Origin of the sequence: Agrobacterium sp. DSM 25558 (genome assembly GCF_900100825.1) — a bacterium.
Taxonomy (GTDB): Bacteria; Pseudomonadota; Alphaproteobacteria; order Rhizobiales; family Rhizobiaceae; genus Agrobacterium.
On the sequence record NZ_FMUD01000001.1, the window covers coordinates 58020 to 75083 of the forward strand.

The 17064-nt window shown below is 55.3% G+C and carries 14 protein-coding genes and 1 tRNA gene; 9 read left to right on the plus strand and 6 right to left on the minus strand.

The window, feature by feature from the left end:
- Positions 1-9 precede the first annotated feature (9 nt).
- Entirely contained in the window at positions 10-2952 is a 2943-nt protein-coding gene (locus DSM25558_RS00290) for an Rne/Rng family ribonuclease (protein ID WP_077100692.1), read from the minus strand.
- Positions 2953-3713: 761 nt separating this feature from the next.
- Here DSM25558_RS00290 and DSM25558_RS00300 point away from each other — a divergent pair.
- The 4 genes from DSM25558_RS00300 to DSM25558_RS00315 all read left to right on the plus strand — a co-directional run bounded on the left by DSM25558_RS00300 (position 3714) and on the right by DSM25558_RS00315 (position 9429).
- Entirely contained in the window at positions 3714-4871 is a 1158-nt protein-coding gene (locus tag DSM25558_RS00300; RefSeq protein WP_244554088.1) for an N-acetylmuramoyl-L-alanine amidase, read from the plus strand.
- 333 nt (positions 4872-5204) lie between these two features.
- Positions 5205-7640 carry a penicillin-binding protein 1A gene (locus tag DSM25558_RS00305; RefSeq protein WP_077100694.1) on the plus strand — a complete coding sequence of 812 codons (2436 nt, stop codon included), beginning with the start codon at positions 5205-5207 and terminating at the stop codon, positions 7638-7640.
- Between the two features lie 111 nt (positions 7641-7751).
- Positions 7752-8883, plus strand: a protein-coding gene (gene prfB / locus DSM25558_RS00310; protein ID WP_181013690.1) for a peptide chain release factor 2 whose coding sequence is annotated in 2 segments (ribosomal slippage) — positions 7752-7820 and positions 7822-8883 — 1131 coding nt in all. Because the reading frame shifts where the segments join, the coding sequence is not laid out codon by codon here.
- A gap of 75 nt (positions 8884-8958) precedes the next feature.
- Entirely contained in the window at positions 8959-9429 is a 471-nt protein-coding gene (locus DSM25558_RS00315) for an isochorismatase family protein (protein ID WP_077100698.1), read from the plus strand.
- Here DSM25558_RS00315 and DSM25558_RS00320 read toward each other — a convergent pair.
- Complete coding sequence (locus DSM25558_RS00320; protein ID WP_200800707.1) at positions 9426-9914, minus strand: hypothetical protein; 489 nt, start codon at positions 9912-9914, stop codon at positions 9426-9428. The genes DSM25558_RS00315 and DSM25558_RS00320 overlap by 4 nt on opposite strands.
- 11 nt (positions 9915-9925) lie before the next feature.
- Positions 9926-10699: an NAD kinase gene (locus tag DSM25558_RS00325; protein WP_077101412.1), complete on the minus strand. Its 774-nt coding sequence runs from the start codon at positions 10697-10699 to the stop codon at positions 9926-9928.
- 209 nt (positions 10700-10908) lie between these two features.
- Between DSM25558_RS00325 and DSM25558_RS00330 the strand changes: the two genes are divergently transcribed.
- Positions 10909-11820, plus strand: coding sequence for a PhzF family phenazine biosynthesis protein (locus tag DSM25558_RS00330; RefSeq protein WP_077100700.1), 912 nt, complete (start codon positions 10909-10911; stop codon positions 11818-11820).
- A 395-nt stretch (positions 11821-12215) separates the two neighbouring features.
- On the plus strand, positions 12216-12464 hold the full coding sequence (locus DSM25558_RS00335; protein ID WP_077100702.1) for a hypothetical protein: 249 nt from the start codon (positions 12216-12218) through the stop codon (positions 12462-12464).
- A 125-nt stretch (positions 12465-12589) separates the two neighbouring features.
- Here DSM25558_RS00335 and DSM25558_RS00340 read toward each other — a convergent pair whose 3' ends face one another.
- From DSM25558_RS00340 to DSM25558_RS00350, 3 genes are all read right to left on the minus strand, one after another.
- A complete protein-coding gene (locus DSM25558_RS00340; RefSeq protein WP_077100704.1) occupies positions 12590-12775 on the minus strand; it encodes a hypothetical protein in 186 nt (61 codons plus the stop codon).
- Positions 12776-13065: 290 nt separating this feature from the next.
- A complete protein-coding gene (locus DSM25558_RS00345) occupies positions 13066-13209 on the minus strand; it encodes a DUF1127 domain-containing protein (protein WP_077100706.1) in 144 nt (47 codons plus the stop codon).
- A 336-nt stretch (positions 13210-13545) separates the two neighbouring features.
- On the minus strand, positions 13546-13692 hold the full coding sequence (locus tag DSM25558_RS00350; RefSeq protein WP_077101415.1) for a DUF1127 domain-containing protein: 147 nt from the start codon (positions 13690-13692) through the stop codon (positions 13546-13548).
- 499 nt (positions 13693-14191) lie between these two features.
- Here DSM25558_RS00350 and DSM25558_RS00355 point away from each other — a divergent pair.
- The 3 genes from DSM25558_RS00355 (at position 14192) to DSM25558_RS00365 (ending at position 17061) form a co-directional block, all read left to right on the plus strand.
- A tRNA-Leu gene (locus tag DSM25558_RS00355) sits at positions 14192-14276 on the plus strand.
- A 192-nt stretch (positions 14277-14468) separates the two neighbouring features.
- The gene (tig, locus tag DSM25558_RS00360) at positions 14469-15941 is read left to right on the plus strand and encodes a trigger factor (protein WP_077100708.1); all 1473 of its coding nucleotides are present in this window, start codon (positions 14469-14471) and stop codon (positions 15939-15941) included.
- A gap of 463 nt (positions 15942-16404) precedes the next feature.
- Complete coding sequence (locus DSM25558_RS00365) at positions 16405-17061, plus strand: hypothetical protein (RefSeq protein ID WP_077100710.1); 657 nt, start codon at positions 16405-16407, stop codon at positions 17059-17061.
- Positions 17062-17064: the final 3 nt, after the last annotated feature.

Consider the following 17064-nt stretch of genomic DNA (forward strand, 5'->3'; position numbering starts at 1 on the left):
GACAGCTTCTTAGAAGAAGCCGCGTCTTTGCCACCAGCCGCCCTTGCGGGGCTTGGACTGATCGCCGCCTTCGGCATCTTCGCCGGATGGGGAGGTGACGACGGGCTCCGACGATGACACTTTGTCACCGCGGTTGGCACGGGCAGGCTTAGTCGTTTCAGCTGCGTCGTTTCCGAGATCGGCAGAGGCTTCGCCAGCTTCTTCGACCGCAACGTCTGCGACGGTTACTTCAACGACGACGGGCTCTACCGTTTCAACAGGGGCAGGAGCGGCAGGCTGGGTCGGAACAGCAGCAGCGGGTGCTACGGGTTCCTCCGTCACTGTTTCCTTGGCCTTGCGGGTCCGGCGTGGCTTCTTCGGCTTTTCCGTTTCTTCCACGGTCGGCGTCGGTGCTTCGGCTTCAACTGCTTCGACAACAGCGGGTTCTTCGACACCCTCTATCGCAGCGGCAGCAGCGCCATCTTCAACACCCTCGGATGTTTCAGGCTCGGAGCCATCCTCTTCGATGATGTTGCCGTTTTCATCGCGATTGCGACGTCCGCCACGTTTGCCACGGCGACGGCGCTTACGCTTGCCATCGTCGGATGTCGTGCTGTCGCCTGTTTCCGGTGTCGAGGTTGATGTCTCTTCATCGGAATCTGCTTCTGCATCATCATCCTGATCGTCAGACGATGTATCGTCTTCCGTATCACCGTTTGCCTCGGCGCCGTTCTGGCCGCCGTTCTTACCCCGACGACGACGACGACGCTTGCGCTTGCGTTTGCCATCTTCACCGGTATCGGCCTGTGCGGGACGAGCTTCGGTCTTCTCGGCCTTTACAACGACTTCTTCCTCATCTTCTTCCTCATCGGCTTCGATGATGATGTCATCTTCCTCTTCCTCGAAATCAGGAAGCATCTGGATGAGGCTTTCGATCTTGACCGGATTTTCGACCGGCTCACCGCGATCGATCGCGAAGTGCTGTGCACCAACGCTCTCATCGGCTGCGATGATGATGGCAACGCCGAAGCGGGCTTCATAATCGACAATCGTCGCGCGCTTGTGGTTGAGCAGATAGAGCGCCGTGTCAGGTGTGCAACGAACGGTAATGTTATGCGTGGTGTTGCGCAGCAGATATTCTTCCACGCCGCGCAGAACATGCAGCGCGATGGAGGATTCGGAGCGAACATGGCCCGTGCCGCCGCAATGTGAGCAGACCTGGGTCGTGGATTCCAGAACGGATGCGCGAATGCGCTGACGCGACATTTCCAGAAGGCCGAAATGCGAGATACGGCCGACCTGAATGCGGGCGCGGTCGTTCTTCAGGCAATCCTTGAGCTTCTTTTCGACGGAGCGGTTGTTGCGCTTCTCTTCCATGTCGATGAAGTCGACGACGACGAGACCGGCAAGGTCGCGAAGACGCAGCTGGCGTGCCACTTCTTCGGCGGCTTCCAGGTTTGTCTGAACAGCGGTTTCTTCGATGGAGTGTTCGCGGGTCGAACGACCGGAGTTCACGTCGATGGCAACCAGCGCTTCTGTCTGGTTGATGATGAGGTAGCCACCGGACTTCAACGTCACCTGAGGCTGCAACATACGGTCGAGCTGGGCTTCGATGCCCGAACGCGAGAATATCGGGTGAATGTCGCGGTAAGGCTGAACCACCTTTGCATGGCTCGGCATCAGCATTTTCATGAAGTCTTTCGCTTCACGATAGCCTTCTTCGCCGGACACGATGATTTCGCTGATGTCCTTGTTGTAGAGATCGCGGATCGAACGCTTGATCAGCGATCCCTCTTCGTAAACGAGGCAAGGTGCCGTGGAGTTCAGCGTCAGCGTGCGAACGTTTTCCCACAGGCGCATCAGATATTCGAAGTCGCGCTTGATTTCGACGCGGGTGCGGTTGGCACCGGCGGTACGAAGGATCACGCCCATACCCTGCGGCACTTCCAGATCGCGTGCGATTTCCTTCAGACGCTTGCGGTCCGTCGGCTGGGTGATCTTGCGGGAAATACCGCCGCCACGCGCCGTGTTCGGCATCAGAACGGAATAACGACCCGCGAGCGACAGGTATGTCGTCAGCGCGGCACCCTTGTTGCCACGTTCTTCCTTGGCAACCTGTACCAGAAGAATCTGGCGGCGCTTGATCACTTCCTGAATGCGGTACTGCTTGCGTGGCTTGCGTGAAACGCGGTCTGGAACTTCTTCCATCGCATCTTCGGCACCGACGGATTCGATGACTTCCTTTTCGTGATGATCGTCATCATCGTCGTCGTCATCATTATCGCGACGTCCAAGGCCTTCGACTTCTTCCGAAATCGTATCGGTGTCGACCATGGCAGCCATTTCGCCGCCCTTGCTGCCATCGTCTTCCGAGCTCTCGTCAGAAGCGGCTGCATCGGCGGAAACATCGTCTGTCTTTTTCTTCGTGCGGGGACGACGAACGCGCTTCTTCGGCTTTTCGTCTTCGGCTGGAACGTCCTCAGCCACGGCTTCGACAGCCTCGACTTCGGTTTCCACCGGTTCTACCGCAGTTTCAGTGGTTACGGCTTCTTCAACGGTCGTTTCCGCTGCTGTTGCCGCAACGATACCGATATCGGGTTGATCGACCTGCGAGAGATCGACCGCCGACGATGTTGGCTCGTTTGGCGCGTCATTGGCGGACTCGAAGTCGTCGTTGCGACGGTGATCTTCAGCTTCGGCTCTTAGAAGGGCCTGCCGGTCTGCCAGAGGGATCTGATAATAGTCAGGATGGATTTCTGCAAAGGCGAGAAAGCCGTGGCGATTGCCGCCGTAATCCACGAAAGCTGCCTGGAGAGAAGGCTCCACGCGGGTGACTTTGGCAAGATAGATATTGCCACGAATTTGTTTCTTGTGTTCCGACTCGAAATCGAATTCTTCAATTCGATTTCCACGGACTACAACAACGCGCGTCTCCTCTTCATGGGACGCGTCGATAAGCATTTTGTCTGCCATGTAAGCTGTGCTCCTCGGCGCAGCCTTGTCATATACGAGAGCAGGCCCGCCGCGAGGACAGGCCTTTCATCTATTTTCAAGGGTGTGCCGGAAATGAAGTTTCTTGCCCGGCGTCTGTTAACTGGCAGCATCCGGATAACTGGCAAAGCATGATGCCTGCTCTTGGTATCCGGTTGATTTGAAAGCTGCTGCAACGACATCATTGGCCAAGCGAGAACGACTTTAATAAATAGACCCCGTAAGGTCCGATGAAAATGCTCTCTTCGAGCGCGCGGTGGCATGCCACCGGGTATTGTTCCAGCCACGGCCGGAATTGATCCAGTTTCAGGAGAAAAATGCAGCGACGGCAGATGATTGCCCGAATTTACAGCGCCAGCGTCTTTGTCGATTGGCAGCCGGCGGGCATCTATCCCGTCAACACTTTTAACCCTCATTCACGTTGTATGTTTTATCCGTCATAATAGCAATAGGGTGGCTAAATATGCCATATCATTGGTGGAATTTCGCAATTAAGAATTGCTTCACCAAGGGCTGCGATTGTTGCGCGGCAGTGCAAATCAGGCCATTCTGTCGGGTAGAAATGACGGAATTTGGCTGAAACGCGCAGCTTGTTCTGTTAAAAGACGATAAATACGGAAACGACCTTGGCGACCATCAAAACATCGATCGACGGCATGAACGTGTCACAAATTTGGATTTCGATTGCACGAATCAGCCGCATTTTCGCCTTGGCGTTGCTGGCTGTGCTGGCGGGCTTTGAAATGAGCCATGCCAATGAACAGGCACCGACGCTCGTCGCGACCAAAGCACGCATTATCGGCGATGAAGCTCGCACGCGCATCGTCATGGAGTTCAATCAGGAACCTGAATTCGAGGTCCACTATCTGGATTCGCCAGCGCGCATCGTCGTTGATTTTCCAGCCGTTGGCTTTTCCTTTCCAACCAGCGATCTCGCCCCGACCGGGCTTTTCAGCGATATCCGCTTCGGCAGCATGGGTGAGGGGAGTGCGCGCCTCGTGCTGACAGCAAAGAAGCCTGCGCAGGTGGTGATTGCTGAAAGCAAGTCGGATGACGGCGGCAAGACTTTCCGGTTCGTGCTGGATACGGAAATGGCGACGAAGCAGAAATTCGCCGATCTGTTGAAGAATCAGAGTTGGCAGGCTCTTGCACCCGCAACGACTGCCTCGGTAACGACGGATGTTATGCCAAAAACCTCCCGTCAGTCCGAGTTCGTCATCGCCGTGGATGCGGGCCACGGCGGAATCGATGCAGGTGCCAAGGGTGCGGTCTCTGGAACGGACGAAAAGGTCATCACGCTGACCTTCGCCAAGCAACTGGCCGACCGCCTCAACAAGATTGCGGGCGTCAAAGCATTCCTCACCAGAGATGATGATACGTTTCTGGCGCTCTCGGAGCGTGTGACATTGGCCCGCCAGCAAAATGCCAATCTCTTCATTTCCGTTCATGCCGACACATTGAAACAAAAGGGCATTCGCGGGGCAACGGTCTACACGATTTCCGATCGTGCCTCTGACAGAATGGCGCAGGCTCTGGCCGAGCGCGAGAACCTGTCGGACCAGATTGCGGGCGTGGCCGTGCAGCATGAAAGGCCGGAGGTGGCCGACATTCTGCTCGATTTGACCCGGCGTGAGACGCAGGCCTTTTCCGTGACGCTGGCAGAAAACATCGTGAAATCCTTCGAAGGGCAGGTCGGCCTCATCAATAATCCCCATCGCTACGCAGGCTTTCAGGTGCTGCGCGCCCATGATGTGCCGTCCGTTCTTCTGGAGCTCGGTTTCCTGTCCAATCCGGACGATGAAAAACTGTTGCTGGACGAAACATGGCGCGCAAAAGTTGCCGACACGCTCGCCACTGCCGTGACGCGGTATAGGGAGCAAGCTTTGGCTAACGGTGGCTGACGGAACTACGTCGCTTCCGCATCACTGACACGAGCTGTGACATCCATGCGCCCTTCGCTTGAAAAGCGATCAACTCTTGTGCAGCCTGGCGAGTAAATGGTGCCGGAGCCCTATTTTACTCACATTCCACACGTTATTCGGAGACGAGATTCGATGGTTAGGGCTGCTTCTTTTCATTGAGCAGAAGAGGTGGTTCGCGATAACATATCGGAGAATGCCTCTATTGGCAGCTTGTCATCGATGAAGCGGTGTGCAAAACGGCACGCTATATGCAAGAATGTGCGCATAACTGCGGGCGCAACCCTTCGCGATTCGAAGTATCGGTAGCTTAATATGATCAGACTTATTGGATATTTCTTCGGCTTGGCCAGCATGCTGTTCCTTGTGGTGGCTGGTGGTGTTGCCATCTATTTGGTGACGATCACGAAGGATCTCCCCGACTACGCAGTCCTGAGCAGTTACGAGCCCCCGGTGACGACCCGCATTCACGCCGGTAACGGTGCGTTGATGGCGGAATATGCCAAGCAGCGCCGTCTGTTCCTGCCGATCCAGGCAGTCCCTGACCGCGTGAAGGCTGCATTTCTGTCTGCCGAAGACAAAAACTTCTATCAGCACCCCGGCATCGACGTAACCGGCTTCGCCCGCGCGGCCGTTGCTTTCGTGACGGGTGGCCCGACCCAGGGTGGTTCGACCATCACCCAGCAGGTTGCCAAGAACTTCCTTTTGACCAACGAACAGACGATGGAGCGCAAGGCCAAGGAAGCCGTTTTGTCGTTCCGCATCGAGCAGGCCTACAGCAAGGACAAGATCCTCGAACTTTATCTAAACGAGATTTTCTTCGGCCTGAATTCCTACGGTATCGCCAGTGCTGCGCTGACCTATTTCAACAAGTCCGTCACCGAGCTTACGATTGCCGAAACGGCCTATCTTGCCGCCCTGCCAAAGGGTCCGGCGAACTATCACCCGCTGCGTCGCGAAAAGGCAGCTGTCGAGCGCCGTAACTGGGTCATCGACCGCATGGCGGAGAATGGCTACATCACGCAAGCCGATGCTGCGGATGCCAAGACCCAGCCGCTGGGCGTGAATATCCGCACCGGCGGGGCACGCCTTGCGGCATCGGATTACTTCTCCGAAGAAGCGCGCCGCCAGATCGTTGAGAAATACGGCGAAAAGGCATTGCTGGAAGGCGGCCTTTCGGTTCGCACCTCATTTGATCCAGATATCCAGATGGAAGCCCGCAAGGCGCTTCAAGACGGTCTTCTCGACTATGACGAGCGCCGTGGTTTTCATGGAGCGATTGATCAGGTCGATACCTCTGGAGACTGGGTTGCAGCGCTGTTGAAGCTGAGACCGCTCCGCGACGTGCCTGAGTGGAAAATGGCCGTCGTTTTGTCTGCAACAGCCGACGGCGTCGATATTGGACTTCGGCCGGATGGCGATGCGGAAAATCCTGATCTGCGCAGCCGTGGCCGCATCAAGCCCGAAAACATGAAATGGGCCTACCGCGATGCCAAGGGCCAGCGCGCGACTGCCAAGTCACCTGCCACTGTTTTGAAGGCTGGAGACGTTGTTTACGTTGAGCCTTTGTCTGCAAAGGGCGATGATTATCGCCTTCGCCAGCCTCCAAAGGTGCAGGGTGGCATGGTGGTCATGGACCCGCATACCGGCCGTGTTCTGGCGATGGTCGGCGGTTTCTCCTACGGTCAGTCGGAGTTCAACCGCGCAACGCAGGCCATGCGTCAGCCAGGGTCTTCGTTCAAGCCGTTTATTTATGCAGCTGCTTTGGACAATGGCTATACGCCGGCGTCCGTGGTCATGGATGCACCTCTGGAAGTCGTTTCCGGCGGACAGGTCTGGCGCCCTCAGAACTACGGCGGGGAAGTGGCTGGCCCATCCACACTTCGTCTCGGCATCGAAAAATCCCGTAACCTCATGACTGTGCGGCTTGCACAGGATATGGGCATGAACCTGGTGGCTGAATATGCGGAGCGCTTCGGCATCTACGATAAGATGCCACCGCTTCTGGCCATGTCGCTCGGTTCGGGTGAAACCACCGTGATGCGGATGGTCTCTGCCTATTCGGTGATCGCGAATGGCGGTAAGCAGATCAATCCGACCGTGATCGACCGCATTCAGGACCGTTACGGTAAGACGATCTTCCGCCATGAAGAGCGCGGCTGCGAGAGCTGCAATGCGCCAAGCTGGCAGAACCAGGACGAGCCGACGATTGTCGATAACCGTGAGCAGGTTCTCGATCCTATGACGGCCTATCAGACCACATCCATGCTTCAGGGTGTTGTTCAGCGGGGCACGGCAGCGGGCAAGATCAAGGTCGATCTGCCGGTTGCGGGCAAGACTGGCACAACAAACGATGAAAAGGACGCCTGGTTCGTGGGCTACACGCCTGATCTGGTCGCGGGTCTTTACATCGGCTTCGACAGCCCGGCACCGCTGGGACGTGGTGGCACCGGCGGATCGCTGGCGGCACCCATCTTTGGCGAGTTCATTGCCCAAGCTGCAAAGCATCTGCCGCAGAGCAAGTTCATCGTGCCTGATGGAATGCAGTTCGTGGCCGTCAACCGCAAGACCGGTATGGCCGCAAACGAAGGCGAGCCTGACACCATCATGGAAGCTTTCAAGCCTGGTACGGGTCCGGCCAGCAGCTTCTCGGTTATCGGCATGGATGGTGCGATGTCTCAGGAAGATATTTTGCGCGCTTCGCCGCAGGCTCAGCAGGCCATTACGGGCGGCGGCGGCGGCCTCTATTAAATTCAATTGATGGAAAGGCGAGGGGCGCGGTCTTTACATCCGCGCCCCTCGCATTTATTCAGCCATCCAGTTTCAAGCCTAGTTTATCAATGAAAGCGAAGTATCTGCGAAATGCGCAATGAGATCGTGAACGTCGTCGACGAAATCAAGCAGGCCATAAGCCTGCTGAGGAGGCATCTTTGACTGGGACCAGGCGATAAGACGACTGGACTGGTTGAATAACAAGGCCGAGGATCCCAACCTCTGGAATGACGCCACTGAGGCCCAGAAGCTGATGCGTGAGCGCCAGCAGCTTGATGAATCGATCAATGGTGTGAAGCTGCTCGAACAGCAGGTCAACGACAACATCGAGTTGATCGAAATGGGAGAGGCCGAAGACGATGCTGACATCGTCAAGGAAGCCGAGGATGCGTTGAAGGCGCTGAGAAACGAAGCCAACCGCCGTCAGGTGGAAGCGATGCTCTCTGGCGAAGCCGATAGCAATGATACCTATGTCGAAGTGCATTCGGGTGCCGGCGGTACCGAAAGCCAGGACTGGGCCAACATGCTGCTGCGCATGTACACCCGTTGGGCCGAGCGCCAAGGCTACAAGGTCGAAATCCTTGAAATTCACGATGGTGAAGAAGCCGGTATCAAATCAGCGACCATTCTGGTCAAGGGCCACAATGCCTTTGGTTGGATGAAGACGGAATCAGGCGTGCACCGCCTCGTGCGTATTTCGCCTTACGACAGCAATGCGCGTCGTCATACATCGTTCTCCTCCATCTGGGTCTATCCGGTGGTCGATGATTCGATCCAGATCGATATCAACGAAAGCGATTGCCGCATCGATACCTATCGCTCCTCGGGTGCCGGTGGACAGCACGTCAACACCACGGACTCGGCGGTGCGTATCACGCATATTCCAAGCGGCATTGCGGTTGCCTGCCAGCAGGAGCGTTCCCAGCATAAGAACCGCGCCAAGGCGTGGGAAATGCTGCGTTCGCGTCTTTATGAGGCCGAGTTGATGAAGCGGGAAGCCGCGGCGAATGCGCAGGCTGCCTCCAAATCTGATATCGGCTGGGGTCACCAGATCCGTTCCTACGTGTTGCAGCCTTACCAGTTGGTCAAGGATTTGCGCACCGGCGTTGAAAGCACGGCTCCAGGCAACGTGCTGGATGGCGAGTTGAACGAATTCATGGAAGCAGCCCTTGCCCACCGCATCAGCGGTGGCGCGGATGTCGAGGTTGCCGATATCGACTGATCCCCCGGGAAACGTTGGTAAAAGATTGGCCTCTCGCAATAGGTTTGCGGGAGGCTTTTTGTTTTGGAGGTGAGCGTGAAGCAGGTGCTTTATATTGTCGACGTGCAACCGAGTTTCAGCCCGCCGGCCCAGCTCGTCACTGAGATCACGGCCCTTGCTAGGCAATTACCGAGCGTTGCCAGCGTCGAGCGACACGATGAAAGCATCACGCCGTTCGAGCGTCAGCTTGGCTGGAAGCCGGGACCATCAGACGATTCTCTCGTTCCCGCAGATCGCATTTTCATCAAACACGGTTATGCACCGCCGAAAGAGGCTGTGGACTATCTGCTCTCGCTGAATTTCGACAGGGTGCTGGTTTGCGGTATTCAAGCCGACACCTGCGTTCTCGCTGCCGGATTTTCTTTCTTCGACGCCGGATTACAGCCAACACTCGTTCCATGGTTGACGGTTGGCTCGAGCCTAGACCGTTCCGGCGCGCTGGGTGCACGTCTCTGGCAACATCATTTTGGTGCCGTGCTTGGTAGTCCTGAGGACTTGCGCCTTTAATTCGAGGCTTTTTCGATCTTCATATCACCCAACTCGTCAATCAGAACCGTCCAGGCATCTGCTTCTTTCTGGGTAGGGTTAGTTTTGAGATGGACGGTTACGAAAAGGCCGGGAACATCAGATGCGCCGGATGAGCTTTCTGGCCTGATGTCTGTGACGTAGGCCTTCATCTGGGTAAATTCTTCCAGTTCCACCGTCTCCACGAGGCTTGGGCCGTTCGCGGTATAGGCAAGCTGTTGCAGATAAATCTTCGCCGTGCCATCTCCCTGACGAACAGCAACGACCTTGTAATATCCGCGAGTCGGCTCGCTGCTGTTCGTCTGCGGGGCTGTCGCGCCTTCTGGCATCTTGGCCGTCTGTTCCCACATTCCGCTGCTCGCAACGAAAATCACCGAGGCGGGCAGGGCATCGATGTCGGATGTCTGCGCCTGTGCACAACAGATGCTGGCGGCGAGGAATGTCGTGGCGAGGAGCGTTTTAATCATCATCATCTTCATCAATTCGAGAATTGTTCGGCAAGCACCCTATCCGACCATGACCGGTCCGGATCCGACAGGATTTTTGCGGTTCTATCCTTGGATTGCGCAATCCGCACCATTTGCACCGATTTGACCTCGATGTGGTCAGCCACGGCGTTAACGGGGCGTTTTTCACTCTCAAGAACGTGGATATCGACCGTTACCTTATTCGGCAACAGCGCACCACGCCAGCGGCGGGGGCGAAAGGCGCTGACAGGCGTGAGTGCCAGCAAAGGCGATTCGAGCGGCAGAATAGGACCATGGGCGGAAAAGTTGTAGGCGGTCGACCCGGCAGGCGTTGCCACCATCATGCCATCGCATATCAGTTCTTCCAGCCGCGTCTTTCCATCCACATCCACTCTCAGCTTGGCGGCCTGATGCGACTGACGGAACAGGCTGACCTCGTTCATGGCAAGGGCGGTGAATTCCTCGCCATTGGCATCGATAGCCGTCATGCGCAAAGGGTGGAATTCATTTGCGGTCGCCTTGGCCACGCGCTCGGCCAAACCCTCGACCCGGTAATCATTCATCAGAAAGCCGACTGAACCGCGGTTCATGCCATAGATGCGCTTGCCGGAATTCATCGTTTCATTCAGCACCTGCAACATGAACCCGTCACCACCCAGAACGATGATGACGCCAGCCTCTTCGAAAGAGGTATTCCCATATTGCTTGATGAGCGTGTCTCGCGCAGCTTGCGCTTCATCGGTGGTCGAAGCTACGAAACATAGATGATCAGTTGAACGCGACATGCCGTCACCCCTGTTGACGGTCTGTGGTACATGAAGAAGTCCGGTCAGGACAAGCTCTTTCACAGGAGCGTGCATCGGCAGGCCTCACCCCAGGCCTTCGCTGCGGCAAAGTCCACAGCTTCTTGGCGGCACCTGATGAATCGGGGTTGCGGAGGCCGGTGAGGTCGGGCAGTTTGCGGAAACCAACATCGATGCGGAAGGTGTGAGGCGTGGCGATAAGTTACAGTATCTACGATGTTTTCACGCGCCAAAAGCTGGCTGGCAACCCGCTGGCCGTAATGTTCGGTGCAGATGGCCTCGACGATGCCACGATGCTGGCCATCGCCCGGGAAATGAACCTCTCGGAAACGGTCTTCGTCAGAAAATCCGATAATCCCGCCTATGCAGCGTCATTGCGCATTTTCACACCCGCATCCGAATTGCCCTTTGCCGGTCACCCGACGGTCGGTGCTGCCATCGCGATCGCGGAGCGCAATCATACAGACGGTGAGGCCGACATGGTCTCGGTGCTGGAGGAGCTGGTCGGACCGGTGCGCTGCGCCATTCGCATTCGCCCCGGCGAAGCAAGCTTTGCCGAATTTGATTTGCCGAGAAAATCCGCGCGTGTGAGCCTGCCGCTCGACCATGCTCAGATTGCCGATGCCATCGGTTTGGCAGAGTCACAGCTTGGTTTCGAAAATCACGTCCCGTCGATATGGACAGCTGGCGTTCCGTTTTTGGCTATACCGGTGCAGAACCTCTCTGCAATGCAGGAGGTGGATTTCGATCCGACATTATGGCTGAAGCTGGCCCCCTTGGTGGAAGGCCGCTTGGTCTCGGCTTATCTTTACTGTCGAGGCGGCGTCAATCACGCAGCGAAGTTTCATACGAGGATGTTTTCGCCCAGCATGGGCATATCGGAAGACCCGGCCACTGGCGCTGCCGCGGCAGCTTTTTCCGGTGCCATCCATCATTTCGATAGTCTGGCGGATGGGCATTACCCAATCCTGATCGAGCAAGGCGTCGAAATGGGCAGACCTTCCCATATCCATCTCAACATGGATGTTAAGGAAAGAGAGATTGCCCGGGCTCGAATCGGCGGTCATGCCATACGTGTCGCAACCGGCACCTTCGATATTTAAAGCCTTCCACAGCCATCAACGGGTCGAGTAACGGGCTTGTGAAGGTCCGTTAACGATTTTCGGCGGCGAATCTTAACCTTTGGCCCTCTGTCAAGGAACTAAAGCGCTCACCTTCCGTTAATTTCGCGAAGGAGAAGTGGAATGAAGTCGCAAAACAGTTCCGATAGCAGACGCACGATAGAGGCGGCCAATAATACATCGGCCTCTACATACAAACCTCTAATCATACCGCTGAGAGGAACGTATGTTGCGATGATATTTCGCCGCTCACTCCAGAGTAGACTTGATATGAGAAAGAATTAGCCCGATTTCGTAGTCGGCCAATCCTTAAGAACGATTTCAAATGACGCACATAAATAGCAATGTTGCTAATATACAAACGAAGGGAGAATGACATGAAGGCAGTTCTCATCATCGCAGCCATGGTTGGCATCTCCGCATCAGCGGCACTCGCCGATCCCATTGTTCAGCCGTCTATCAATACGTCGATTCCTGTCGACCGCGAGTTCAAAACCGCCAGCATCGCCATGCCGACCGAGCAGGCACAAAAGCCGGTTCTGGTTCTGAAAAAGACTAACCGCTTGCCCGGCAACACCGAAACAGCGACCGCTTCCCCACAGTCAGCACTCGCCCGCATGCAGTGAAACAATGCCAAATATTGTCACAAAACATCCCGTGCGGAAAAACTCCGGCACGGGATTTTTTGTGACATTTGACAGCTTGCTTTGAGTGTTTAATCACAACGCCATGCGCCTCTGGCTGCTCTTGGCTAGCTGTCGAGCCGTAGTGACAATTGCCTGCCGCCATTTTTCTTCAAAATATAAACCGGCTTTGCTGTCATATATTCCGTTCGTCTCTGCAATTCGCGGCGGCGCTCAAGCGCTCTTTCACGAAGGCTGCGAGACTGGGCAACCAGGGTTAGGGCCTGCTCAATGGTTTTATCTGCTGCTGGCATTGCTGCAACTCCATTTGTTCACTTTATGTTCTAATATTTAGGTGTTCTTGTCAAGCGAATCAAGTGGTTTAGTTGCGCAAGGGAAAATTATGGAAAAATGCGGATGATGCCTGATAGCCTGGGATCATCTCAGCAGACATTTCAATCTGGTTCGATCATGCCTAAAACTGGCGACGAGGTTATGCTCACCCCAGAATCAAAAACGGCGCACAAGGCGCCGTTTTTATTTCCTGTCGCTCGGTCACCCGCGTCCATGGGAGGTCGGTCAGCAGGGTGACGTTTTACGCCGATTAGCGGAACGAACGGGAAGCTACGTTGCGGATGTCGTAACGTGTCAGGCCGATGTCGCTGAGCGTCTGGCTGGACAGGCTGCCCAGTTCGTTCAGAGTGCGGCGGTAAGAGATCCAGTTCTTTGCGATGCGGATAGGGTTCATGGTCGTTTCCTCAATCTTTGTTGTCTTTGATTTCTGAACTTGTTTGCCGAGGCCAGTTGCCTACGCTCTCTGCTGTTGATGTGTATATACATATGCAGAGTGCTGATGTGGAGTGCAGATTTTAGGCGACTGCCATGCATTTGTGCAATGCGTCGGCTAATTTTGCATCTTTTGACGGATGCTGGGTATTTTTTAGGCTGAATGAGAAATCGCGAAATAACCGAGGTGAAGATTGAGAAATCACCTGCAAAACAAAGAAAAAGGCCCGGAGCCGAAGCTCGAGACCTTTTTAAGAATTATGCCAACGAGGCGGAAAAACCGCCCGTGGTTTATATATTAGACGCCAACAGCAGTGCGTGCAACGCGACGGATGTCGCTACGGCCGATGCCGAGGTCAGTCAGTTCGCGGTCGCTCATGCGGCCAAGTTCGGTAACTGTCTGACGATACTTGCGCCAGTTGTTCAGCGAGCGAGTGATGTTCATGATCGTGTCCTTTTCGTTTGCGGCGCCGCTTGGGTCAGCGCTCAACTCATTTCCTGATGCTGAATATAATCGGTTTAACAGGAACAAAAACAGACAATGAAGTATGCCACCTATGCGCTGATTGCATGGCAATCGTTAATTTCAGGCTAAGTTTGTTAAGGATTGCATAATTGCGCGGCATTTTATTCCCTTTCACATGTGCGTTTTCTTCTTATGGGAGTATTTTTTCCAGGTGCAATCAGATTTCGGCACTTCATTGCGGTGTAAGCGGTTTGGTCTGATTCCTATAATTGCGCATTTGCGAGCGTAGATCGAAGGACGCATTCGATGCTTAAACGCGTGTTGATGACGTCAAATAGGTCGTCCGCCCGGCGAAACAGCGTGAAATAGCATCGTAAAACCGTCATTTTTCCTTTGCGCTCTCGGAAACGGGTGATATAGAGACGCGCGCTCCAGAAGGCCTCATGTGCCAGATGTTGTTTATGCAGGATTCAAGAGCGCGGGTATGGCGGAATTGGTAGACGCACCAGATTTAGGTTCTGGCGACGAGAGTTGTGGGGGTTCGAGTCCCTCTACCCGCACCACATGAATCGCCGAGAGGTATGCGTGATGCTTTTGCTTCGCCGCCTCTCTGGCTCAAGCGCAGTTTTTGCTCGGCAAAATGCTTGTGCACGCAGTTTATATAGCCACGGCCGGTGAATTTAGATTCCGGCGCTGTGCTCGAAAGTGAACCAACGGCTGTCTGAGCACCGCCGCCATGATGTGAAGGTATTAAAATGCAGGTTATCGAAACGCTCGCTGAAGGGCTGAAGCGCGAAATCAAGGTCGTTATTCCGGCTGCCGATATGAAGTCTCGCCTTGACGAGCGCCTGGCCGACGCCAAGGACAAGGTTCGCATCAACGGTTTCCGCCCGGGCAAGGTGCCTATGGCGCATCTCAAGAAGATGTATGGCAAGTCCATCATGGCAGACCTCGTCAACGAACTGGTTCGTGACAAGCCTTCAGAAATCATTTCCGGCCGTGGCGAAAAGTCCGCAACGCAGCCAGCAATCTCGATGACGGAAGATCAGGACGAAGCTGAAAAGATCCTGGCCGCCGAAAGCGATCTGGAATTCACGCTTGCCTATGAAGTCATTCCGGCAATCGAGCTGAAGTCCAACGCAGGCATCAAGGTTGTCCGCGAAGTCGTTGAAGTGACTGAAGAGGAAATCAACGAGCAGATCCTCAAGATCGCCGAAAACGCTCGTACCTACGAAACCAAGAAGGGCAAGGCCGCTGAAGGCGACCGCGTCACCATGAACTACCTCGGCAAGGTCGATGGCGAAGCCTTTGATGGCGGCGCTGCTGAAGATGCGGAACTCGTAATCGGCTCCGGCCGCTTCATTCCTGGCTTCGAAGACCAGCTCGTTGGCGTCAAGGCTGGCGATGAGAAGGCCATCACCGTTACGTTCCCGACTGAATATCCTGCGGCCAACCTCGCTGGCAAGGAAGCCGTGTTCGACATCACCGTCAAGGAAGTCGCTTCCGCAGCGGACGTTGAAATCAACGACGAACTGGCAACGAAGCTTGGTCTCGAATCGGCTGAAAAGCTGAAGGAAATCGTTCGCGGTCAGATCGAAAGCCAGTACACGAACGTCACTCGCCAGAAGGTGAAGCGTCAGATTCTTGATCAGCTGGACGAAGTCTACCAGTTCGAAACACCGGCCGGTCTGGTTGATGCCGAATTCGACAACATCTGGCGCCAGATCAACACCGATCTTGCCCAGTCCGGCAAGACCTTCGCTGATGAAGACACGACAGAAGAAGAAGCTCGCGAAGAATACCGCAAGCTGGCTGAACGTCGCGTTCGTCTCGGCCTCGTTCTCTCCGAAATCGGTGAGAAGGCTGGCGTTGAAGTCACTGAAGAAGAAATGCAGCGTGCACTTTTCGCACAGCTTCAGCAGTTCCCAGGCCAGCAGAAGGAAATCCTCGATTTCTTCCGCAACACGCCAGGCGCTTCCGCTTCGCTTCGCGCTCCAATCTTCGAAGAGAAGGTCATCGACAAGCTTCTCGAAGAAATCTCTGTAACGGACAAGACCGTTACGAAGGAAGAGCTTTTGGCTGACGACGCCGAAGAAGGCGAAAAGGCTGACAAGAAGCCTGCCAAAAAGAAGGCTGCTGCAAAGGCCGACGCTGCGGAAGGCGAAGAAGCCGCTCCGAAGAAGAAGGCTCCTGCAAAGAAAAAGGCCGCTGAAGGCGACGCTGAGTAAGATTTTCTCTGTACACATTTTCGAAAGGCCGTGGCATTCGCTGCGGCCTTTTGCGTTTGTGGCGTCTGTTAACCTCTGTAACGTTTTGATCACATTGCAGCGCACAATGCCTTTTTGCCGCATTTGCTCTTGTTCATCTACCGTTCATCTGGCACTCTTGGGTCATCGATTTGCTGTGTATCGCATAGAGCAAATCCGCTGCGCGACACGTGCGGCCCGGCATAAAGCCTCTAGTTTCAGCTCTGCATCTGGCGTCGCCTTCGTGGTCCGTACGCCCGGTGATCTTTGACGCGCATGTTGAAATAATGAATGTTTCGGCAATAGGCGAGCGTTGAAGCACAGGCGTGATTGCGTCATCGAAAAACTCAATGCGGTTGCTTCTCTGGAGCAATCGTCGATAGCCAAACAAGGCGGACCGTCTCTCCCAAGGGCGGTGCGCTTTATGAAAGCTTGAGGAAGAGACATGTTTTTAAGAACGAAACACGGCACCCTCATTGCCGCCATCGCCGTCGGCTTGTCATCGGGGCTGGCGCATGCGCAGGAGAAGGGCCTCATCTGGGCTCCTGCAAAGAATTCCGACCAGTCCTATTCGGCACGCATTGGTGCGAAACTGCCCACCGATACGCCCATTCGCGCCGGTCTGGAAATGGGCATGAATGCGTCTGAGGGCGGTGCGCTGGTGGATACGCCGGTGAAATTCTGGGGCAACGTCACACTGTTGTCGTCCAACCTGCCGGGTGCGAAGGTTGCGGGTGATATCGCCGTGCTGATGAATGCTCTGACCGGTTCAAGCGCCTGGACGATGACAACGTCTCAGAAACGCATCGCGACATCGGAGTTCGATCTTGAATCGAACCGCAACATGACGGTGCGCTATGATGGAACCGCACAGCAGTGGAGCGGGCTCGACGTCTCGCAATCACTGCGTCTGACGCGCTCTGCTACCGGCACGGCGTTCGTCCTGACAGGTGCCAGCCGTGATACCTTTGATGATTTCACGTCCAATGTCGGTCTGGAACAGAAGCTCGGTGAAAATCTCACCGTATCAGGCAATCTCGACCAAGGTTATCAGGACCGCTTTCGGCCCTCCGTCAGCGCCCGCTACAACATTCGTTGGTAGGGG